The 19,589-nt window shown below is 60.7% G+C and carries 20 protein-coding genes, 1 tRNA gene and 2 pseudogenes; 9 read left to right on the forward strand and 14 right to left on the reverse strand.

Annotated elements, in window-relative coordinates:
* Positions 1 to 126 precede the first annotated feature (126 nt).
* Positions 127 to 750 (forward strand): annotated as a pseudogene (locus FZF13_RS16455) (tyrosine-type recombinase/integrase).
* Positions 751 to 1,580: 830 nt separating this feature from the next.
* On the opposite strand, the gene FZF13_RS16460 reads toward FZF13_RS16455, so the two are convergent.
* Positions 1,581 to 1,657, reverse strand: a tRNA-Met gene (locus tag FZF13_RS16460).
* Between the two features lie 314 nt (positions 1,658 to 1,971).
* Here FZF13_RS16460 and FZF13_RS16465 point away from each other — a divergent pair.
* Entirely contained in the window at positions 1,972 to 2,937 is a 966-nt protein-coding gene (locus tag FZF13_RS16465) for a Gfo/Idh/MocA family protein (protein WP_024925598.1), read from the forward strand.
* 28 nt (positions 2,938 to 2,965) lie between these two features.
* On the opposite strand, the gene mnmA is transcribed toward FZF13_RS16465, so the two are convergent.
* Complete coding sequence (gene mnmA, locus FZF13_RS16470) at positions 2,966 to 4,156, reverse strand: tRNA 2-thiouridine(34) synthase MnmA (protein ID WP_024925597.1); 1,191 nt, start codon at positions 4,154 to 4,156, stop codon at positions 2,966 to 2,968.
* 257 nt (positions 4,157 to 4,413) lie between these two features.
* Here mnmA and sciP point away from each other — a divergent pair, with 257 nt between their 5' ends.
* Positions 4,414 to 4,689, forward strand: a complete 276-nt coding sequence (gene sciP, locus FZF13_RS16475; protein WP_013529904.1) for a CtrA inhibitor SciP — start codon at positions 4,414 to 4,416, stop codon at positions 4,687 to 4,689.
* A gap of 69 nt (positions 4,690 to 4,758) precedes the next feature.
* Here sciP and FZF13_RS16480 read toward each other — a convergent pair whose 3' ends face one another.
* The gene (locus FZF13_RS16480; protein ID WP_024925596.1) at positions 4,759 to 5,685 is read right to left on the reverse strand and encodes an NADP-dependent oxidoreductase; all 927 of its coding nucleotides are present in this window, start codon (positions 5,683 to 5,685) and stop codon (positions 4,759 to 4,761) included.
* Between the two features lie 89 nt (positions 5,686 to 5,774).
* Between FZF13_RS16480 and FZF13_RS16485 the strand changes: the two genes are divergently transcribed.
* Positions 5,775 to 6,161, forward strand: a complete 387-nt coding sequence (locus FZF13_RS16485) for a winged helix-turn-helix transcriptional regulator (RefSeq protein WP_024925595.1) — start codon at positions 5,775 to 5,777, stop codon at positions 6,159 to 6,161.
* 43 nt (positions 6,162 to 6,204) lie between these two features.
* On the opposite strand, the gene FZF13_RS16490 is transcribed toward FZF13_RS16485, so the two are convergent.
* Positions 6,205 to 6,582 carry a flagellar export protein FliJ gene (locus tag FZF13_RS16490; protein WP_024925594.1) on the reverse strand — a complete coding sequence of 126 codons (378 nt, stop codon included), beginning with the start codon at positions 6,580 to 6,582 and terminating at the stop codon, positions 6,205 to 6,207.
* Between the two features lie 448 nt (positions 6,583 to 7,030).
* Between FZF13_RS16490 and ctrA the strand changes: the two genes are divergently transcribed.
* Complete coding sequence (ctrA, locus tag FZF13_RS16495) at positions 7,031 to 7,726, forward strand: response regulator transcription factor CtrA (RefSeq protein ID WP_024925593.1); 696 nt, start codon at positions 7,031 to 7,033, stop codon at positions 7,724 to 7,726.
* Between the two features lie 74 nt (positions 7,727 to 7,800).
* On the opposite strand, the pseudogene FZF13_RS16500 reads toward ctrA, so the two are convergent.
* Positions 7,801 to 8,157: pseudogene (locus FZF13_RS16500) on the reverse strand (response regulator); the annotation flags it as partial.
* Positions 8,158 to 8,351: 194 nt separating this feature from the next.
* A complete protein-coding gene (gene chpT / locus FZF13_RS16505) occupies positions 8,352 to 8,981 on the reverse strand; it encodes a histidine phosphotransferase ChpT (RefSeq protein ID WP_024925591.1) in 630 nt (209 codons plus the stop codon).
* Between the two features lie 384 nt (positions 8,982 to 9,365).
* Between chpT and FZF13_RS16510 the strand changes: the two genes are divergently transcribed.
* Both FZF13_RS16510 and FZF13_RS16515 read left to right on the forward strand, forming a co-directional pair.
* Positions 9,366 to 9,887, forward strand: a complete 522-nt coding sequence (locus FZF13_RS16510) for a DUF1134 domain-containing protein (RefSeq protein ID WP_244431141.1) — start codon at positions 9,366 to 9,368, stop codon at positions 9,885 to 9,887.
* A gap of 137 nt (positions 9,888 to 10,024) precedes the next feature.
* Positions 10,025 to 11,263 carry a coiled-coil domain-containing protein gene (locus FZF13_RS16515; protein WP_024925589.1) on the forward strand — a complete coding sequence of 413 codons (1,239 nt, stop codon included), beginning with the start codon at positions 10,025 to 10,027 and terminating at the stop codon, positions 11,261 to 11,263.
* A 55-nt stretch (positions 11,264 to 11,318) separates the two neighbouring features.
* On the opposite strand, the gene FZF13_RS16520 is transcribed toward FZF13_RS16515, so the two are convergent.
* The 6 genes from FZF13_RS16520 to FZF13_RS16545 form a co-directional block, all read right to left on the reverse strand.
* On the reverse strand, positions 11,319 to 12,122 hold the full coding sequence (locus FZF13_RS16520; protein ID WP_024925588.1) for a TrmH family RNA methyltransferase: 804 nt from the start codon (positions 12,120 to 12,122) through the stop codon (positions 11,319 to 11,321).
* A gap of 189 nt (positions 12,123 to 12,311) precedes the next feature.
* Positions 12,312 to 12,650 carry an ArsR/SmtB family transcription factor gene (locus tag FZF13_RS16525; protein WP_024925587.1) on the reverse strand — a complete coding sequence of 113 codons (339 nt, stop codon included), beginning with the start codon at positions 12,648 to 12,650 and terminating at the stop codon, positions 12,312 to 12,314.
* Positions 12,651 to 12,804: 154 nt separating this feature from the next.
* Positions 12,805 to 13,578 (reverse strand): HugZ family pyridoxamine 5'-phosphate oxidase, encoded by a 774-nt coding sequence (locus FZF13_RS16530; RefSeq protein WP_024925586.1) that lies wholly within the window; start codon positions 13,576 to 13,578, stop codon positions 12,805 to 12,807.
* A gap of 36 nt (positions 13,579 to 13,614) precedes the next feature.
* Positions 13,615 to 14,790, reverse strand: coding sequence for a CaiB/BaiF CoA transferase family protein (locus FZF13_RS16535; protein ID WP_024925585.1), 1,176 nt, complete (start codon positions 14,788 to 14,790; stop codon positions 13,615 to 13,617).
* Between the two features lie 8 nt (positions 14,791 to 14,798).
* Complete coding sequence (locus FZF13_RS16540; protein ID WP_024925584.1) at positions 14,799 to 15,560, reverse strand: 3-hydroxyacyl-CoA dehydrogenase; 762 nt, start codon at positions 15,558 to 15,560, stop codon at positions 14,799 to 14,801.
* 85 nt (positions 15,561 to 15,645) lie between these two features.
* Positions 15,646 to 16,170: a GNAT family N-acetyltransferase gene (locus FZF13_RS16545; protein ID WP_024925583.1), complete on the reverse strand. Its 525-nt coding sequence runs from the start codon at positions 16,168 to 16,170 to the stop codon at positions 15,646 to 15,648.
* 277 nt (positions 16,171 to 16,447) lie between these two features.
* On the opposite strand from FZF13_RS16545, the gene FZF13_RS16550 reads away from it, so the two are divergent.
* The gene (locus tag FZF13_RS16550) at positions 16,448 to 17,437 is read left to right on the forward strand and encodes a glutathione S-transferase family protein (RefSeq protein ID WP_024925582.1); all 990 of its coding nucleotides are present in this window, start codon (positions 16,448 to 16,450) and stop codon (positions 17,435 to 17,437) included.
* Position 17,438: 1 nt separating this feature from the next.
* Here the strand turns inward: FZF13_RS16550 and FZF13_RS16555 are convergent, their stop codons facing one another.
* Positions 17,439 to 17,939 (reverse strand): NUDIX domain-containing protein, encoded by a 501-nt coding sequence (locus tag FZF13_RS16555; protein ID WP_024925581.1) that lies wholly within the window; start codon positions 17,937 to 17,939, stop codon positions 17,439 to 17,441.
* A 53-nt stretch (positions 17,940 to 17,992) separates the two neighbouring features.
* Between FZF13_RS16555 and FZF13_RS16560 the strand changes: the two genes are divergently transcribed.
* Positions 17,993 to 18,913, forward strand: coding sequence for a metallophosphoesterase family protein (locus tag FZF13_RS16560; RefSeq protein WP_024925580.1), 921 nt, complete (start codon positions 17,993 to 17,995; stop codon positions 18,911 to 18,913).
* Here FZF13_RS16560 and FZF13_RS16565 read toward each other — a convergent pair.
* Entirely contained in the window at positions 18,903 to 19,523 is a 621-nt protein-coding gene (locus tag FZF13_RS16565; RefSeq protein WP_024925579.1) for a hypothetical protein, read from the reverse strand. The genes FZF13_RS16560 and FZF13_RS16565 overlap by 11 nt on opposite strands.
* Positions 19,524 to 19,589: the final 66 nt, after the last annotated feature.

Here is a 19,589-nt window from a genome sequence, read left to right on the forward strand (position 1 = left end):
ATACCGATGTTGCCGACGAGCGAGTGTTTGCTTTCTGCGTTTTCGCATCAAAAAGCCGCCAGTCCGCATCGGCCTCCTATAATTCTCCATTTGGCCATATTGGCCAAATGGAGAAATGTCACGGGTATCTCACAGTATGGCCCGGTCGCCAAAGGTCGGCCAGCCTGGAATGTAGGCAAGCAGGTCGGCGCCAAACGAGTGCTCAAAGTGAAGCAAATCTGGTTGATCCGGTTTTTCCTAGATCGCGAAGGGCGGATGCGTGACCGGGCATTGTTTGACTTCGCGATTGACAGCAAGCTTCGCGGTTGTGACCTCATCAAGATGAAGATCGGATCACTTGTTTCCGGTCCGGCAATACGGGCCTGATCAATGGTGATCCAGCAGAAGATCGGTCGGCACGTCTAGTTCGAGATTGCCGCAGACACGAGGGTAAGTCTGCTCGCGTGGCTCGAACGCCGTGGGCTGTATCGACGACTACAGTTCCCAGGCCGAGTTGACCGCGAAGGGCACCTCAGCATCCGACAGTACGCGAGATTGGTCGATGAATAGGTTACGGCGATTGGACTGCGTGCTGAGGAATACGGAACACGTTCGCTCCGCCGTACCAAGGCAGCATTGATCTACAAAGCCATCGGAAATCTTCGAGTTATTCAAATCCTGCTTGGACACACCAAGATCGATAATACGGTTCGATATCCCGGTGTTGATATCGATGATGCATTGACGCTCGCCGAGACGACGGAAATCTAAGACAAATTGCCTCGCTAGAGATGGCGGAGCAGATTCAGCAAGGCGCCTTCATTCCAGACGGTGAGTCGGCGAAAAGTCGATCTTACCTTGGGCGGGTTAATCAACACGAACGATCGCTGAACTATCAGCGCTACTTTCGGCGGATCTAGACAACAGTGAGTCTGCAGAACGATTATCAACGTTCGGCGATTGCAGAATTCGCCATCCATCCGGCTGTATTCTCGTTTACTTTGACACGAATAGATGCCCTTTGGCTTCCATAACCGAAACGTCGAGCCCCTTTGGGACGACAGTGATTACAGCGAATTTGGTGCCAGGTCCCTCGCGCAGGTTCATCGTGGTCTTCGCGTAGGGCATTGCAGCTTGTTCCGCGTCGTCCTCAATGCGAGGCTGCGATTGAACCACATCAGTTGCAACTACCTCGTCGCTTCAGAAGCAGATAGTTGCGCTGAGCTGTAGAGATTTTCATTCCCCCACTGGAAACGCACATAGCACCGTGCACACGCCACGCCCTTTTAGGGCAAACGTTCTGACATAGAATCGAGGTATTGCCAGATCGACATGAAACGCTGGCGAGACATTAGTGGGCGCTCTTGATTGGGCGGGGCACAAACTTCTGCTTCCGTTTTGGCGGATTGGCTGCCCAAAGGGCAACGGCCCGCTTGCGGCCCCACTCACGGCACTCGCCATGGTATTGCCAAGCGTCCGCAATTTATTCGTTGGCACCACAATGACAGCAGGCTCAGGCCTTGAAATCGTTCAGGGTTTTGCGGACGAGGCGCTACGACGCATCCACGTTTGTAGTATGATTTCAATTATTTTGAGAGTGATGGTAGCGGGAGAGGGACTTGAACCCCCGACCCCAGGATTATGATTCCCGTGCTCTAACCAACTGAGCTACCCCGCCACTGGGTCGGCGCCTCACCGTAGCCGCTTTCGAAGCGGATCGTCCGGCCAGCGCCAAGGTCGCGCGGATATAAGGTGGCGGTACCAATCCTGTCAAGCACGCAGACGTGCAAGTTGGCCCGGCAAATGCGGGTGCGGCGCTGACTTGTGGGAAGGCGGGATCGCCAGTGCCTCGCAAAACAGCGGAAGCATCTGAAAAGACGGCATAACAGGTCCCCGGCGTCTGCGGCGATTGGTGGTGGGGTTGAGTTCGGCGAGGTGCACCGCTATGTCTCAGTCGACGATTTTCGCGCGAAATGCTTGAGTTCCTATTTGATGAAACCGCGTATTGCAGTCCTCGGGTGCGGGTACTGGGGCAGCAACCATATCCGGACGCTGAAAGGGCTGGGCGCACTTCACGCGGTCTCGGACCTCAATCTTGCCCGTGCCGAAGGCTTTGCCAGCGAACAGGATTGCCTGGCGATCGCGCCCGACGACCTGTTTTCGCGGGATGATGTCGACGCCATCGTCATGGCGTTGCCACCGCAGTTCCATGCCAACCTGTCGATCCGCGCTGTCGAAGCCGGCAAGGACGTGCTGGTCGAAAAGCCGATCGCGCTCACCGTGCCCGACGCCGAGCGCGCGGTGCAGGCGGCGAAGGACAATCACCGCGTTTTCATGGTCGGCCATGTGTTGCGCTTCCATCCCGCCTTCGAGAAGTTGAAGGCGCTGGTCGACGAAGGCGAACTCGGCGACATCCGCTATATTCATTCGCACAGGCTTGGCCTCGGCAAATTCCATACCGAGAATGACGCTTTATGGGATCTCGCGCCGCACGACCTCTCGATGATCCTGGCGATCACCGGTACGGCACCGCTCGAGGTGCGTGGGGAAGGGGCCGCGCTTCTCGACCATCTCAGCGATTTCGCGCATGTGCACATGCGCTTTCCGAACGATCTAAGAAGCCATCTGTTCGCATCGCGGCTCAATCCTTATCGCGAACGGCGGCTTACCGTCGTCGGCACCAAGGCGATGGCGGTGTTCGACGATGTCGAGCCGTGGGAGCGAAAGCTGGCCGTCTACCGGCACTCGGTGTGGCAGGACAGCGGCCAATGGGCCTTCACCATGAACGAGCCGTCCTATGTCGAAATCGAGCAGGGCATGCCGCTGACGCGCGAGCTTGAACACTTCATCCACTGCATCGAGACCCGGTCGGAGCCGCGCACCAATGGCGAGGAAGCGATCCAGGTCCTGCGCATCCTGACCGCCGGCACCGTGGTTCACGACGGCAATGCCGGCTGAGGTCAGCTGAACCGAAAGGCCGGCGCTGCTATTCGGCGGCGATGTTGGAAGGTCTTGCGGCCAGCTTGCTCAACATGGCTTCCGCCTCGGCGCCGCGCTCCGACCGCTCGATGAAACCGCCACCGAAGACGCGCGCTTCATTGCCATCGTCGGAATAGAGCACGCAGGCCTGACCCGGCGCGATGCCGGATTCGCCGTCGGCGAGCTCGACCCAGGTGCTGCCGTTGCGGTGATGCAGGACGGCGGGGCGGGGCGGTCGTGTCGAGCGGACCTTGGCGAAGAGTTCGAGCCCACCGGCGGGAATATCGGCCAGCCCGCCGTCGCCAAGCCAATTCATCGAGCGCAGATAGATCTTGTGGGTTTCCAACGCTTCGCGCGGGCCGACGATGACGCGCGAGCGATCGGCATCGAGATGCACGACGTAAAGCGGCTCGCCGGAGGCGATGCCGATGCCGCGGCGCTGGCCGATCGTATAGCGCAGGATGCCCTCATGGCGCCCAAGCACGCGGCCGTCGATATGGACGATGTCGCCCGGATTGGCGGCCGTCGGCTTCAACTTGGCGATGATGTCGGAATATTTGCCCTGCGGCACAAAGCAGATGTCCTGGCTGTCCTGCTTGGTGGCAACCACCAGCCCCATTTCTTCGGCCATCGCCCGAACCTCGGGCTTCGGCAAGCCGCCGAGCGGGAAGCGAAGATAGTCGATCTGCGCCTGTGTGGTGGCAAACAGGAAATAGCTCTGGTCGCGATCGGCGTCGACCGGCCGGTAGAGGGAGCGGTGCGCGCCATTGGCCTTCGAACGAATATAGTGACCGGTCGCCAGCGCGTCGGCGCCGAGGTCCTGCGCGGTCGCCAAAAGGTCGGCGAACTTCACGGTCTGGTTGCAGGAGACGCAGGGGATCGGCGTTTCGCCGGCAACGTAACTCTCCGCGAAGGGATCGATCACAGCCTTGCGGAAACGTTCCTCATAATCGAGCACGTAGTGGGGGATGCCGAGCGTTTCGGAAACGCGCCGCGCATCGTCGATGTCCTGGCCGGCACAGCAGGAACCGGCGCGATGGGTTGCCGCGCCGTGGTCGTAAAGCTGCAGCGTGACGCCGACGACATCGTAGCCTTCGCGTTTCAACAATCCCGCCACCACGGAGGAATCGACGCCGCCAGACATGGCAACGACGACGCGCGTGTTTTCGGGACGTCCGGGAAGGTCCAGGCTGTTCATCATGTCTATTCCGCAAGCCAGCCGCAAAACGGGCAGTCCAGCCTATATAGGGCATGCGGTCCGGGCGCGCCAGCACAAGCCGGGAGCCCCACGCGCATCTCATCCGAAGCGTCGGGCAATTGTATCAAAAGCTTACAGAAAGCCTAACGTGACGTTCACGAACATTACTTATCCATGAGCAACCGCTTAGGCAATTTTTAAAGCTGTGGCGGTACTGTGGCAGGGATTGGTTCTGTGAGTTTTCAGTAGAGAGTACGATGACCGATCTGGTTAGACCGCGAGTCAAATATGTTATCGGGCCTGACGGCAGCCCGCTTACAATTGCCGATCTGCCGCCAACGAACACGCGTCGCTGGGTCATTCGGCGCAAGGCGGAAGTGGTTGCTGCGGTGCGGGGCGGATTGCTCAGCCTCGACGAAGCCTGTCAGCGCTACAAGCTCACCACCGAAGAATTCCTTTCCTGGCAAGCATCCATCGACGAATATGGCCTGGCCGGGCTGCGCACCACGCGCATTCAGCAATACCGGCACTGAGCAGCCGATTCTCGACATCAAAAAAGGCGCGGGTTCCGCGCCTTTTTGTCGTTTAGCCTTGCTTTGGCGTCACATGGTCAGCACGACCTTTCCTGCCGGCTTGGTACCAAGGAACGTATGGGCGGCACCCGCCTGCGCCAGTGGGAATGTCTTCGCCATCTGAACGGCGAGCTTGCCTGCCTCGATCAGGCGGGACAATTCTTCCAGCGCCTCGCGATCCGGCACGACCGAGATGTGTTCGTTGCGGATACCCAGTTCCTTCGCCGTGGCCTTGGCCTTGTCGGAGATGCCGATGAGCGAGATCAGCGTGCCATTGCTCTTCAAGGTCTTGAGCGAGCGTTCGGCGTTCTCGCCGCCGATCGTTTCCAGAACGAGATCGATGTCGTTGGCGACATCGGCAAAATCGGTGGTGGTGTAATCGATCACCTCGTCGGCGCCGAGGCTGCGAACGAAATCCACCTTGGCCGGACTTGTGGTCGCCACGACATGAGCGCCGCGTGCCTTGGCGATCTGAACCGCCAGATGGCCAACACCGCCGGCCGCGGCGTGGATCAGCACGCGTTGGCCATGCTTGATATTGCCGGCACCGACCAAGGCCTGCCATGCAGTCAGACCAGCGAGTGGCAAGCCTCCGGCGTGAGCATGGTCGATCTTCTTCGGCTTGAATGAAAGCTCGGAAGCCGGGGCGATGACGAACTCGGCATAGGCAGCCGCTTCCTTGGGAAACCGCGGCATGCCGAAGACCTCGTCGCCGATCGCGAAATCAGTCACACCGGGACCGATCTGTTCGACAATGCCGGAAATGTCCCAGCCTATGGTATAGGGCGGTTCACCGAGCAAGGGGTACCAGCCTGCGCGCACAGCAATATCGACCGGGTTGACGCCGGCGGCGCGGACCCGGACGAGAACGTCCCCGGCACCTGGAGTTGGGACCGGGCGCGTTACCAGGGTAAGGATTTCGGGACCGCCGACACTGGTCTGGCTGATGGCTTGCATGGAGTGTCTCCTTTGATTTGGATGACACTATAGAAAAGATAGTTGCTACCCATTGTCTAGTATGCACTATTTTGATATATAGGCACCTCATGGATAGTACCTGCGAACCCTATGGCTACGATGCGTTTCGGCGAACCTGTCCGTCGCATGCCGTGCTCGAAATGCTGTCCAGCAAATGGGTCTATCTGACCGTCAGCGCGTTGCGCCATGGGCGCATGCGCAACGGCGAATTGGCGCGCAAGCTGGAAGGTATCACCCCGAAGATGCTGACGCAGACGTTGCGCGTTCTCGAACGCGACGGTCTTGTGCGGCGCCAGGTGTTCCCGGTGATCCCGCCGCATGTCGAATATGAGCTGACTGCGCTGGGGCAAGATCTTGCCGGGCTGCTCGACCAGATCCGTTCCTGGTCTGAGCGGCATGTGCCGGAAATCAGGAATGCGCGTCTGATCGCCGAAAGGGGCAGGGAAGTCGCGTAGGCCTGATCGGTCTATCGACCAGGATAGTCGACGATCAGCGCTTTTAACCGATCATGGCGCTGCGGCCGCCGATTTCGGTCTCACGTGCACGCGAATCACGTGATTCCAACATCTCGGCCTTGGAAAGCTCGGTTTCCGCTTCCGAAAGCTGTGATTCGGCTGCGCTGCGCTGTTGCGCGAGATCCGCCTGCGAATTTCTCAGATTGTCGCGCCGTAGCCGCGCCGCCTTTGCGAAGGTCGGGTAAGCGAAGTGATTGATGTCGGTGATGCCGGCTTTTTTCTCTTCGGCGGTGATCTGGAATTCCAGCTCACCGGCCATGCGTTCGAACTCAGCGATCATCATGTCGAGCTGAAGAAGCTGCCGCCGTTTCTCATTCACCTGAAATTGCTTCAGTCGAACGAGGTTCTCGCGTGACTTCATGATTCGGTACTCCTACCAACGCACACTGCACTATCGCCTCGCTGGCCTTGCGAGGGTGATATCGCACCCGTATTCCCCCGGTTTTCGGACCGCTATGGAAAACAAAATCCTAAAGATTCTTCCAAACGGTAACCATTCGTTTACGGGCATTGTTAATCATACGGGTCAGGCCTTAAGGCCCGGTAAAAATTTCGGCATGGCTGCAGGACACAAGAGGTGAGTCCATAGAGTCGGTTACGGTGCTTTCTTAATGTGCCGATTCAGGATTTGGCTCGATGATTCATCATTGGATTCAAGTGTGTGTGGAAAGGGGTTAAAAAATCTGGTATCGCTTTCGGTGCGAAATTAGGTTTTGTTAACCATTCAATGGCAGCTTCGGCTTAGGCAATCACTGCTCCGGTCCCGGACGGGTCGTGAAAATGGTCCGGCAGCAGAAAAGGGGAATGAAATGCGCGTTCTGCTGATAGAAGACGACAGTGCAACCGCTCAGAGCATCGAACTGATGCTGAAGTCCGAAAGCTTCAATGTCTATACGACGGATCTCGGGGAAGAGGGCGTCGATCTTGGCAAGCTTTATGACTACGACATCATTCTCCTTGATCTGAACCTGCCAGACATGTCGGGTTACGAGGTGCTGCGCACGCTGCGCCTGTCCAAGGTCAAGACGCCGATCCTGATCCTCTCCGGCATGGCCGGTATCGAGGACAAGGTTCGCGGTCTCGGCTTCGGCGCCGACGACTACATGACCAAGCCGTTCCACAAGGACGAACTGGTCGCCCGCATTCATGCCATCGTGCGTCGCTCGAAGGGCCATGCCCAGTCGGTCATCGCAACGGGCGAACTGGTGGTCAATCTCGACGCCAAGACTGTCGAAGTCAGCAGCCAGCGCGTGCATCTGACCGGCAAGGAATATCAGATGCTGGAGCTGCTCTCGCTGCGCAAGGGCACCACGCTCACCAAGGAAATGTTCCTCAACCACCTCTATGGTGGCATGGACGAGCCTGAACTGAAGATCATCGACGTCTTCATCTGCAAGCTGCGCAAGAAGCTCGACGCTGCCTCGGGCGGCCAGAATTACATCGAAACGGTTTGGGGACGCGGCTACGTGCTGCGCGAACCGGAGGACATGCGCGAAAGCGCCTGACCTTTTTCGTAGTCGGTCATCGAAAGACCCGGCGCGCGCCGGGTTTTTTGTTGCGCGGGTGAGGCGCCCTGCGTCTGCATGGCACGAAAGCGGTCGAGCAGCTGCACGCGATTGAAGGGCTTCAGTAGATAACCGTGCGCGCCAGCGCGCTTTGCACGCATAATCGCGCCGAGATCGAGCTCAACCAGAAGCACGATGATCAGAGGCATGGCGGCAGTGCCGAACGAACGGATATGGCCGATGAATTCGGTCAGTTGCATGTCCGGCAATGACGAATCAACCACGATGATGTCGGGCATCTCGGTCGCGCACAGATCGATGGCCGCCGCCCCGGTCGCGGCTTCCGCCACGAACATGCCTTCGCCGCTGAGGATTCGCCTGGCCACCTTGCGAATGACGCTCGACTTATCGACGAACATGCAGCGTTTCATTGTATGTCCCCATTCCCGCCCGCAGGCAGGCCATCCCTAACAGCGCCGATCCTAAACGACGGCGTTTAAGAAGCCGAAAAAGCAATATTTAAAATTTGCACGACACCCGTTGCATCGCGCCGCCGGCACAAATGCCGGCAAGCCCTGTTCCGTTTTTCGGAACGGGCGATGCCGTTGCCTGCATATGGATCGGGTCAGATCGCGACCAGAGCAATCTCTTCGGCGGTAGCGCGGATGGTGATCGTCATGCCGGCCTCGCGTGCGAGAAGCAGCGTGTAATAAGGCTGGACCGAATGCGCGTCGATCGGCTCGTCCGGACGGTTACCGGAGTGGAGCTCGAGAAACTTCGGAGGCACGCGCAGCATCGGGCCGCTCACGGTCAAGGTGAAGCGCGGCTGCTCCTCGAATTCGTCGAGGATCACGGAGAGCCTGCCGCCGCGCGGAATGGCGGCATTGGCGACCAGCACGAGGTTGAGCAGAAGCTTGACCTTGTTCTTGGGCAGCAGGGCGCGGGTGCCCGACCAGGTCAGCTCCGGCTTTTCATTCTTGAGGAAGGCAATCGTCACCGCTTCCGCATCGCCGGTGTCGATCAGCATGCCGGCGGAACCGGCGGCGCCGAATGCGATGCGGGCGAATTGCAGCCGGGCCGAGGCGTTGCGCGCGCTCTGCCGGATCAGGTTCATGGCGTCTTCGTCGGCACCGCCTTCGTCCAAGAGTTCCAGGCCGTTGTTGATGGCACCGACGGGCGAGATGATGTCGTGGCAGACCTTGCTGCAAAGAAGCGCAGCGAGTTCGGCGGGGGTAAGCGTGAAAAGGTCAGCCATGGAAACCTCGAGAAATGAAGCAAGTTCGGACGGACCGTTGCCCGCCGTGCGAATCACGCTCTCCCCCAGTTCCATCTGGATATACGGCGCATTCGGTTGGAGCAACAAATCCGGGAGACAGGTCGGCGTCGAAGAGCGCGTCGCGCCGACCTCGTCGGAAGAAACGGTTCCGACCGGCCTTCGAACCGCCATCATCATGTGAGAGCTTAATGGTTGAAAAACGATTACGGCATAGTTTGCCAGGGAATGGCACCGGAAGCGGCCGATGAGAGTCGCGAGGGTGCGAGGCGTCGGCGAAGGTGCTCCCAGACGGAGATTGGAAGCATGCATTCCCGATTTCGCGATTGGCGCGTCTCCCGCGTCCTCGCTCTGACGATCGCCCTGATGGGCTTTTTCACCCTTTCGCTCCAGGCTTCGTATGCTCAGCAGTATACGTCCCAGGAAATCGTCGATTCGGGCCATAAGTTCTTTGGCGAAACGTCAGGTGGGCTGGCCACGGTCGTCGAGAAAATCTTCTCCACCTATGGCTTGCCGAATGGCTATGTGCTTGGCGAGGAAGGATCAGGTGCCTTTGTCGGCGGTCTGACCTATGGCGAAGGCAAGCTCTACACCAAGAACGCCGGCGACCATAAGGTCTACTGGCAGGGCCCATCGCTCGGCTGGGATTTCGGCGGGCAGGGCTCGCGCGTCATGGTGCTGGTCTACAACCTCGACGACGTCGGCAATCTTTACAACCGTTTCGCCGGTGTCGCCGGCTCGGCCTATGTCATTGCCGGTCTCGGCTTCAACGTGCTCAAGGCCGGGAATGTGCTCTTGGTGCCGATTCGCACCGGCGTCGGCGCGCGGCTGGGCGTCAATCTGGGCTATCTGAAACTGACCCAGCAGCCGACCTGGAACCCGTTCTGAGCTGCAAAGTTATGGTGGTTCGGTGGATTGTGGGGGGAGCAGCCCGACAATCCGCCGAAACACTGGATTTCGAATATAAGGACATGGCAATGTTCTGCTCGCGCGGCTTCGCCGCCGAACCCAACGGATAGGCCCTCTTGGTTCAGTCGATCCTGTTCTTTCTCCTAGGCTTCCTGGTAGCCGGTTTCCTGGTCGTGCTGGTTGCGCCGGCGGCTTGGCGGCGTGCCGGCGTGTTGACCAAGCGGCGCGTCGAGGCGGCGATGCCGCTCACGACCACCGAGATCCAGGCGGACAAGGACAGGTTGCGCGCCGAATTTGCGGTGACCGCGCGCCGCCTGGAGATGGAGGCCAAGGCGCTCAAGGACAAAAGCAATGTCCAGTTCATCGAAATCAATCGGGTCCGCGATGAGCTGAAGCAACTGGCTGGCGAAGGTGCGCGGAAAGATCAGACCATTTCGGCGATGGGGGCAGTTGGCGGCGACTTGCAGGACAAGCTGCAACAACGCGACGCCGAGATCGCGCGCCTTACAGCCCGGGTGACCGAGGTCGAACGGACGATCGCGCAGAAAGCCGAAGAGATCGAAAAGCTCGGACGCATGTATGAAGAGGCCAGCTTCTCTTCCTCGAACCGCCAGATCGAACTGGTGGCGCGCGAATCCGAGATCGAAAAACTGAACAACGACGTTTCCGTTCTGCGAGCGCAGCGCAAGGAAGTCGAGAAGCGGCATCAGGAAATCGCGACGGAAGGCAAGGCCGCGGTCGAGGCGCTGTCGAACGAGAAGAAGAAACTCGCCGACCGGGAAAAGAAGCTGGAGCGCCTGCTGTCGACACTCGCCGATCGCGACGAAACGCTGGATCGGCGCGATCGGGAACTAACGAGGCTTCGTGAGGACATGAAGAAGAACGGTGTGCAGCTCGAGGCTGCCAATCGGGAGCCCGGCGCTGGTGCCGGTGGTGAGCCACGCCGCGACGCGGAGCGGACAGCGGCGCAACTGTCTCCCTTGTTCACCGGTGTCGGTGGAGTTGACACCGAAAAGGTCGTTGCCAAACTCAACAACGACCGCGAACGGCTGGAAGCGCGGCTTGCGACGCTTGCTCGCGAGAACAAGAGATTGCGGGCGGGGCTCTCGGCCTTCGATGCCGGAAAGAGCGGCGGCAACGGCAAGGAACAGCGCGAAGGGGCGCAATTGCGCGAGCAGATGCAGGACCTTGCGGCCGAGGTCGTCAGCCTTGCCGCGGCGCTGGAAGGGCCGAATTCCGAAGTGGCCAAGGTGCTGGCAACCGCTGAAACCAGCTCCGGTCGTGAAGATGGCACGGCAATGCGCAGCATCGCGGAGCGCGTGCAGGCGCTGCAGAAAACGACGTCGCCCAGTTAGTCCGTTTCTGACGGGTCGGTTCGGCTGGATGTGCGGGTGCCGCAGCGGAGCCTCTTCAGAAGCGTCCTGCGGAAAAGTGGTGCAACGCCACCGCGGAGGCCGCTGCGACATTCAAACTGTCGAAATCCCTGACCATGCCGATGCGCAATGTCTGCATCCGGGCCAAAAGGGGCGGCGGCAGGCCTTCGCCTTCCGTTCCGAAAAAAAGCGCTGATCGCTTCGCCGGCCTGACATCGCGCATTTCGCTATCGCCGTTTGGCGAAAGGGCGAGACAGTCGAACCCCTTGGCCACGAGCTCGGCCATCAAATGCACTGGATCGGGAAAACTCGCAAAAGGGACCTTGAGCGCGGCGCCAACAGAAACGCGGATCGCCTTGCGGTAGAGCGGATCGCAGCAGGTTGTGTCCAGAAAAACGGCATCGGCGCCGAAGGCGGCGGCGTTGCGGAATATCGAGCCCAGATTGTCATGGTTGGAGATGCCGACGAGCACGACGATCAAGGCGCATTCCGGCAACGTGTCGAGCAGGTGTTCGGCGCCCTGCAGTTCGCGCCGGCGACCGACCGCCAGGATGCCGCGATGCATCGGAAAGCCGGCGATGCTGTCCATCACCGAGCGGCTCGCAACGTAGATCGGCAGGCCAGGCGGTGCCTTGGCGATGACAGCGTCGAGGCCAGTCAGCCGGTTTTCCAGCACCAGGATGGACTCGACCGGAAAACGCGCGGTGCTGAGCAGCACGTCGAGCACCACCTTGCCCTCGGCGATGAAGCGTCCCTGACGACCGACAAGATCGCGCTCGCGGATGTCTTGATAGGGGGCAACCCGTGGATCGTTCGGGTCGTCGATATTGACGATTTGCATGATGGCCCAGACAGGCTCCACAACGTGCCGCATCACAGGAAGCAGATTGAGCCTGCCTCGACGCACCAGACGCTATAGTCGTGGCTCGTCGTTTGCGGAAGCTGTCACCGTCGGAAGATTTTCTGCCCGGCTTTAGGCGCTGTCCAATGGCCCTGCCATGGCAGGCGTGAGGACAAGCACTGGCCGTGTTCAGCGCGTGGTGTTGTTCACACGTGTCGGCTGTTTGGGTTCCGAGCTGCCGGAGAAGATGGCGCCGAGCGTTGCCAGAAGTTGGCGAACCGCTTCAGAACGGCAGGAATAGTAGATCATCTGCCGATCGCGGCGGGTCTGCACCAGGCCAAAGGCGCGCAGCTTCGCCAGATGCTGCGAAAGGGCCGATTGGCTGAGATCGACTTTTTCGGCGATGGTCCCCACCGTCAACTCGTCATCGACGAGATGGCTCATGATGGCGAGCCTCTTCTCATTGCCCATCAGGGTGAGAAAAGCGGCGGCGGTTTCGGTGTCGCTGATCAAGTTTTCTGAAAGCATCGTTGCCCCATATCTCTTCGTCTCAGGCGCCATGGGGGCAATGGCTTAATTCATAGTACCCTAAATTTGCAGTCACTTGCAATCAGGAAGAGCATTGGAATCGCAAAGTGGTGCAGACCACTTGGCGGTCGTTCGGCGAGTTCCGTCGCGCCTGTCATTCCTGTGTCTGTCCGGCAGCCCGCCCGGCCTTGGCCATTTCCACCAGGGTCATGCGCAGGTCCTGCTGGGTTGCCAGCGGCTTCGGAAAGAAGACACGTTCCGTCAGATCACCCGAGACAAGGTCCATACCCTCGGCGTCGAAACCGGTCAGCACCCAGCCGTCGCCCGCGGCCTTGGCGTAGTGATGGGCATAGATGGCAATCGCGTCGAGATGTTCGGTGTTCATGTGGTCAAGCGCCGACTGTTCGCTGTCGGCCAAGGCTGCGTTGATCGCGTTGTCGGCGATGAGGTCCGTCCGTTCGAGCAGATAGGCCTTGCCAAAACCGCCGTTGAGCGAAGCGCGCTCCACCTCAAGCCGGAAGAAAGAGAAATCTCCCAGCCCGACATAGAGCTTGGCTTTGGGATTGCGGTTGAGATACCGCCGTTCGGCCCGGGCCTGATCTTCGGTCCCACGCTCCAGGCGCGTTGCCCGACACGCCAGCGTCATGCGCGGATGGGCGAGCGCATCGCCCTTACCGGGCTCGCCCACCAGCAGCGAGCAGCGGGGATCGGCAATGAGGGATCCGGTGTGGGCGGCCAGCATGGAAATCAGGATGATTGGCGTTCCATCCATGTCGGTGGCGACACCGACACGGCTGGCCAGTGGCGCACCGGTCGCCGGATCGAGCACGGCGAGGGCGCCGAAGCGGGCCGTGCGCAGCAATGTCTTGGCCAGACGAATCGACTGCGCGTCGGTTTCCCTGAGGACATCTTTCTTCTGTTGTTCCACGAAACTCACCACAATAAGCTGAATGTTATGGTCCAGTTATTGGCCGGCGATACCCGCTTTGACAAGAGCTTCCATCTCGTCCTGGCCGATACCGAACCGGGTCAGGATGGCGGCCGTGTCGCGATCAGCTTCGCTCGATGGCGTACTCGCCGATGACGGCGTCGTTGAAAACCGTGGCGCGGGTGCCGGCCGGCTAAAGCCGCCGATATCGACAAAGGCTCCGCGTGCGCGGTTGTGCTCGTGGTTCCTGGCCTCGGCGAACGAGAGCACCGGCGCCACGCAGGCGTCCGTCCCGGAAAAGACCAGGTCCCATTCGTCGCGTGTTTTCTCCCGCACGCGCAGGGTTATGGTCTCGCGCATCTGCGGCCAAAGCTTTCGATCGTACTGGCCGGACACGAAACGCTGGTCGAGCGGCAGCAGCCGGGCGAATTCGGCGAAGAATTGCGGTTCCAGGCACCCAATCGCGATGTGGTGCCCATCGGCGGTCTCGTAGGTGTCGTAGAAAGGGGTACCGGAATCGAGCAGGTTTGCGCCGCGCTGGTCTTGCCACAGGCCGCCCGCCATCATCGCGTGCAAAGGCGCGGTCAACAGCGACGCACCTTCGACCATTGCCGCGTCCACCACCTGTCCTTGGCCGCTTCTGGAGCGGTGGAAAAGCGCTGCGAGCACGCCTGCGATCAGCATCATCGACCCGCCGGCATAGTCGCCGACCAGATTGAGGGGCGGCACCGGCCTCCCATCTTGATGGCCTATGGCGTGAAGAATGCCGGAATAAGCGAGATAGGTAATGTCGTGGCCGGCGCGCTCGGCGAGTGGCCCATCCTGCCCAAAGCCGGTCATGCGGCCATAAATGAGCGCCGGATTGCGCGCCAGCGTCTCGGCCGGCCCAAGCCCAAGGCGTTCCATCACGCCGGGGCGAAACCCTTCCATCAGCACATCGGCCTTCTCAGCCAGGCGCAGCAGCAGTTCCGCGCATTCGCGCCGTTTCAGGTCGAGTGCGAGGATGGCGCGGCCATGGCTGTCGAGATCGTATTCCGGCGCCAGCGGAATAAACTGCCAGTTCGGCCCGCTTCTTACGATGCGAAGCACGTTCGCGCCCATTTCCGAGAGCATTAGAGCTGCGAGCGGCACCGGACCGATGCCGGCCATCTCGATTACGGTGAGGCCGGCCAGCGGCCCGCTTTTGTCGCCCTGTCGCGCGGCCTCTCCCATCGAAACGGCTATTTCGGTGCCATGCGGATGGCGCCGTCGAGGCGAATGGTCTCGCCGTTCAACATCTGGTTCTCGACGATATGCAAGGCCAGGGCCGCATATTCCGACGGCTCGCCGAGCCGCGACGGGAAGGGGACCGCCGCGCCCAGCGAATCCTGCACTTCCTGCGGCATGCCGGCCATCATCGGCGTTTTGAAGATGCCGGGCGCGATGGTGCAGACGCGGATACCGGAACGGGCGAGGTCGCGCGCAACCGGCAAGGTCATGCCGACAACGCCACCCTTGGATGCCGAATACGCGGCCTGCCCGATCTGCCCGTCATAGGCCGCGACCGAGGCTGTGTTGACGATGACGCCGCGCTCGGCACCGGTCAGCGGCTCGAGTTTGGCGGTGCGATCGGCGACAAGTCGGATCATGTTGAAGGTGCCGATCAGGTTGACTTCGATCACCTTGCGATACTGGTCGAGTGGATGCGGGCCATCCTTGCCGACCGTCTTCACGCCGATGGCGATACCGGCACAGTTGATGAGAATGCGCGGTTCGCCGAGCGTCTTCGCCACTTCAGCGACAGCTGCCGCACCGTTTTCGGCGCTGCTGACATCGCATTTGACCGCGATACCGCCGATTTCGGCTGCAACCTTGTCGGCGCGGTCGATGCCGACGTCGAAGAGCGCAACCCTGGCGCCCTTGGCCGCAAGCGCGCGAGCCGTCGCCTCACCAAGGCCCGAACCGCCGCCGGTCACGATCGCGATCTGGCCATTTGGGTTCATGAATGCTCCTCCGTGTTACAGGCATGCTACGGGGCCGGTCGCGATGCTGCAACAGGCCGGTACGATGGTTGATGTTGCAGTCGCGTCAGGCCGGTTCGGCGACGCCCACCTGATCGGCGTGCTGGACCATGCCCGTCAGCTTGGCCACCGCCCCCGGCTGGATTTCGTGCGCCAACAGCCGGTCGAGATCGACTGGTCTCGGCATCGAAAGCTGTCCGCGCGGGATACGCTTGAAGCCGAGGGGGCCGTAATAAGGCTCGTCGCCAACCAGGACCACCGAGGGCCAGCCATCCTTGGTCGCGGCTTCGAGCGCCATCGCCACCAGCTTGCGGCCGATACCCAGGTTCTTATAGGCAGGCCGCACCGCAAGCGGCCCCAAAAGCAGCGCCGAGCCGTCGCCGGCGACGATGTGTGTCATGCGCACGGAGGCGATGACGGTTCCGCCGTCGACAGCGACGAAAGACAGGCTGCGCTGGTGCGGGCCGCCTTCACGGATCTTGTAGGCGGCGCGGGTGAACCGGCCGGGTCCGAAAGCTTCTTCGTTGATGGATTCGATTTCGGCGTCGTGCGCCGGGGTTTCCGGCAGATAAATCACGTCGGCAAGGCTCATGGTCTTTGCGTTCCGGTATACGAGGAAAGAGTGCGTCAGACGGCGGCGTTCGCCAGTCCGCGCTTCATCAAGCGTGGGCGCTCTTTCGTCGTCGGTCGAACCGGATCGTTGCAAAGAAGTCGAACATGGAATTGTCCGCTAGCATCAAATGTTGCGCATCGCAATCGGCGTTTTTGCCGGTGTTGCGCCAGCATTTGACGGTGTGTTCAGCCAGGCGGCGTTTCGGAGCCGGCGCGCCTGCCCTAAATGGGAGTGAATTGAAACAAGGAAAGCCATCATGGGATTGCTGGTCGACGGCAAATGGCAGGACCGCTGGTACGACACCAAACAAAGCGGCGGCAAGTTCGAGCGCACCCAATCGCAATGGCGTGACTGGGTGACCGTCGACGGCAAGCCGGCCGAAGGGCGATCCCGCGGGTTCAAAGCGGAACCGGGACGTTACCACCTCTACGTTTCACTGGCCTGTCCGTGGGCTCACCGCACGCTCATCTTCCGCGCCTTGAAAAAGCTCGAAGGCATCATTTCAGTCTCGGTCGTGCATCATTTCATGGGCGAGAACGGCTGGACCTTCCGCGTCGCGGACGGCGCGACCGGCGACACGCTCTATGGGCTCGATTTCCTGCATCAGGTCTACACAAAGGCTGACCCAACCTATAGCGGCCGCGTCACCGTGCCGGTTTTATGGGATCGGAAGGAAGAGACCATCGTTTCCAACGAATCTTCCGAGATCATCCGCATGCTGAATTCGGCCTTTGACGAATGGGGGGACGCGACAGTCGATTTTTATCCCCAGGCGCTGCGCGCCGAGATCGATGCCGTTAACGCGGACATCTATCGGGCCGTCAACAACGGCGTCTATCGTGCCGGCTTCGCCACCACGCAGGCCGCATACGAAGAAGCGTTCGGTGAACTGTTCGCCACGCTCGACCAGCTGGAGAACAGGCTTTCGCATCAGCGCTATCTGGTCGGAGATCGTATTACCGAGGCGGATTGGCGGCTGTTCACGACACTGGTTCGCTTCGACCCCGTCTATGTCGGCCATTTCAAATGCAATCTGCGCCGCATCGCCGACTATCCAAACCTGTCGAACTATCTGCGCGAGCTCTATCAGGTGCCGGGCGTGGCCCCGACGGTCAACATGCAGCACATCAAGGCGCATTATTACGCCAGCCATCTCACCATCAATCCAACCGGCATCGTGCCGGTAGGGCCGCAGCTTGATTATCTGGCCCCACACGATCGGAGCCGCTTCCGGAAGGCTCGCTGACTTACCAGTAAGGCGAAACCGGCGCGTCGTCGAAGACTTCGGCGATGCGCTTCAGCGTCGCCGGCGTCGTGCCCTCGGGCAAACGGTCGAGCGGGAAGAAGCCGGCCTCGGCGATCTCGAAGTCGGGCCGTTTTGGTGCCGTCTGCTGGAAGGCTTCGACCAGGTAGAAGCCGACATGGTCGCGTGGGCTCGAAACGGCGTTGAGGTGGATGGATTTCAGCACCGGTGGCCCGGCAAGGGCGATGTTGCCTTCTTCGGCGAGCTCGCGTGTCAGCGCCTGTTCCATGGTTTCGCCCTTCTCCACGCCGCCGCCCGGCAACTGCCAGCCAGGCACGTAGGTATGGCGGATCAGGAAGACTGAATTGCTGGCGCGATCGTGGATCAGCCCGCGCGCGCCAAGCGTCATCGGCCGCTTCAGCAGGAAGAGCATATGGAAGAGCCTTGCCCTCACGCCCGGCCAGCCGGTCTGGCGAAACGGCATTTCCGGGTCCGTGCCGCTCATGGCATGAGAAACCACGGGTGGATTGCCGGCGGCTGCTCGCTTAAGAAGACATGATGTACAGGCTTGCGCATATTTCCGACGCTCATCTCGGACCGTTGCCCGGTGTAACCTATCGCGACCTCGCGTCCAAGCGTGTGCTGGGTTATGTCAATTGGCAGCGCAACCGCCGCCGCACCATGCACGACGCCATCATCGACACGCTGGTTACGGACATCAAGGCAAGCGATGTCGACCACATTGCCGTGACCGGCGATCTGGTCAATCTGGCGCTGGACGGCGAGATCGAGATGGCCCGGTTGTGGCTGGAAACGCTTGGCGCCCCGCATGACGTCTCCGTGGTTCCCGGCAATCACGACGCTTATGTGCCGGGCGCTTTCGACAAGGCCTGTCGGGCCTGGGCGCCATGGATGTGCGGAGACGGTGCCAATCATGCCGTCGATCGCCATAGTTTTCCCTATCTCAGGGTGCGTGGCGAGATCGCGCTGATCGGCGTGTCGACGGCGCGTGCGACGGCGCCGTTCATGGCCAACGGCTTTTTCGAAGAGCAGCAGGGTGCGCGGCTGGCGCGGCTTCTGGAGGAAACGGGCCGGCGCGATCTGTGTCGAGTGATCCTTATCCACCACCCGCCCGTGCGCGGTGCTCTCGCCCAGCACAAGCGCCTGTTCGGTATCAAGCGGTTCCAGGCCATCGTCAGGGAACACGGTGCCGATCTCGTGCTGCATGGTCATTCGCACGATCCGACGCTCTACTGGATTGGACGCGTCCACAAAGTACCGGTCGTGGGTGTGGCCGCAGCGGGGCAGGGGCTTGGTGGCCGGCACCCGGCGGCGCAATACAATCTGCTCGACATCGGCAGGGTGGACAGCGGCTGGCGGATAAAACTGTCGCGGCGTGGCTTGACCGGGCCTGCGCTGACGCCAGCGGAACTGCTGACAATGGAGTTGGGCGCGGAGCCGGAAAAATCTACGGCTTGACGCTGTCGATCAATGCTACGACGCGTTCCCAGAACAGGGCGGCGGAGATGGCGAGACCAACAACAGCTCCGGTAAGGACAAGGCCGAGCCCGCCAAGGAACGAGCGACCGCGCGAGGGGTGAACGACGGCTCGCAACGGTGGTTCGGCTTCCGCCGCTGACGGTCGGATCAACCCGCTTGCCGGCTCGACTCCACCTTCCAGCAGGCGCTGGCGCTCGACCATGCGCTCGGCGACGTAACGTGTCACCTGGTCGGCGACTGCCTTCATATCGGTGGATTCAGCCAGCACAACACGACCGACACGGGTGTCCTTCAGGAAGCGGTAGCAGCGGCGGTCCCGGCCCATCGCGACATGGCTGACGGCATCGATCCACAGCCTTGGCTGCAGACCGGAAGAGAGCGCGAAATCGAAATAATCGACGTCGGCAGGCACCTCGGCGAAGATGGGCGCCAGTTCCGCAGCCAGCAGTTCGAGCCGCATGCGGTGCGCCTCGCGCATGTCGACGACGACATCGTCACGATCGGCCAGTGCGTTCTTCACGTCGCGGACAGCGTCGGAGAGCCTGCGCGCCTGGTTCAACGGGGTCACGGTTTCGCCTGTTTCCGGCATTGCCTTGCCTCACGGTTTGGTTAATCACCGGTTAACACAAACCTTGTCGCTTTGCACTCACGGCAA

The sequence above is a fragment of the Mesorhizobium terrae genome, assembly GCF_008727715.1.
Lineage (GTDB): Bacteria > Pseudomonadota > Alphaproteobacteria > Rhizobiales > Rhizobiaceae > Mesorhizobium > Mesorhizobium terrae.

Excerpts from the sequence above, each read along its gene's own strand:
- FZF13_RS16550 (WP_024925582.1), top strand. The coding sequence starts at position 16,448 with ATGGGATTGCTGGTCGACGGCAAATGGCAGGACCGCTGGTACGACACC.
- FZF13_RS16525 (WP_024925587.1), bottom strand. The coding sequence starts at position 12,650 with ATGCTTTCAGAAAACTTGATCAGCGACACCGAAACCGCCGCCGCTTTT.
- sciP (WP_013529904.1), top strand. The coding sequence starts at position 4,414 with ATGACCGATCTGGTTAGACCGCGAGTCAAATATGTTATCGGGCCTGAC.
- FZF13_RS16565 (WP_024925579.1), bottom strand. The coding sequence starts at position 19,523 with ATGCCGGAAACAGGCGAAACCGTGACCCCGTTGAACCAGGCGCGCAGG.
- FZF13_RS16465 (WP_024925598.1), top strand. The coding sequence starts at position 1,972 with ATGAAACCGCGTATTGCAGTCCTCGGGTGCGGGTACTGGGGCAGCAAC.
- FZF13_RS16545 (WP_024925583.1), bottom strand. The coding sequence starts at position 16,170 with ATGAGCCTTGCCGACGTGATTTATCTGCCGGAAACCCCGGCGCACGAC.
- FZF13_RS16555 (WP_024925581.1), bottom strand. The coding sequence starts at position 17,939 with ATGAGCGGCACGGACCCGGAAATGCCGTTTCGCCAGACCGGCTGGCCG.
- FZF13_RS16540 (WP_024925584.1), bottom strand. The coding sequence starts at position 15,560 with ATGAACCCAAATGGCCAGATCGCGATCGTGACCGGCGGCGGTTCGGGC.
- chpT (WP_024925591.1), bottom strand. The coding sequence starts at position 8,981 with ATGGCTGACCTTTTCACGCTTACCCCCGCCGAACTCGCTGCGCTTCTT.
- ctrA (WP_024925593.1), top strand. The coding sequence starts at position 7,031 with ATGCGCGTTCTGCTGATAGAAGACGACAGTGCAACCGCTCAGAGCATC.
- mnmA (WP_024925597.1), bottom strand. The coding sequence starts at position 4,156 with ATGAACAGCCTGGACCTTCCCGGACGTCCCGAAAACACGCGCGTCGTC.
- FZF13_RS16510 (WP_244431141.1), top strand. The coding sequence starts at position 9,366 with ATGGGCTTTTTCACCCTTTCGCTCCAGGCTTCGTATGCTCAGCAGTAT.
- FZF13_RS16520 (WP_024925588.1), bottom strand. The coding sequence starts at position 12,122 with ATGCAAATCGTCAATATCGACGACCCGAACGATCCACGGGTTGCCCCC.
- FZF13_RS16480 (WP_024925596.1), bottom strand. The coding sequence starts at position 5,685 with ATGCAAGCCATCAGCCAGACCAGTGTCGGCGGTCCCGAAATCCTTACC.
- FZF13_RS16535 (WP_024925585.1), bottom strand. The coding sequence starts at position 14,790 with ATGGGAGAGGCCGCGCGACAGGGCGACAAAAGCGGGCCGCTGGCCGGC.
- FZF13_RS16485 (WP_024925595.1), top strand. The coding sequence starts at position 5,775 with ATGGATAGTACCTGCGAACCCTATGGCTACGATGCGTTTCGGCGAACC.
- FZF13_RS16490 (WP_024925594.1), bottom strand. The coding sequence starts at position 6,582 with ATGAAGTCACGCGAGAACCTCGTTCGACTGAAGCAATTTCAGGTGAAT.
- FZF13_RS16560 (WP_024925580.1), top strand. The coding sequence starts at position 17,993 with ATGTACAGGCTTGCGCATATTTCCGACGCTCATCTCGGACCGTTGCCC.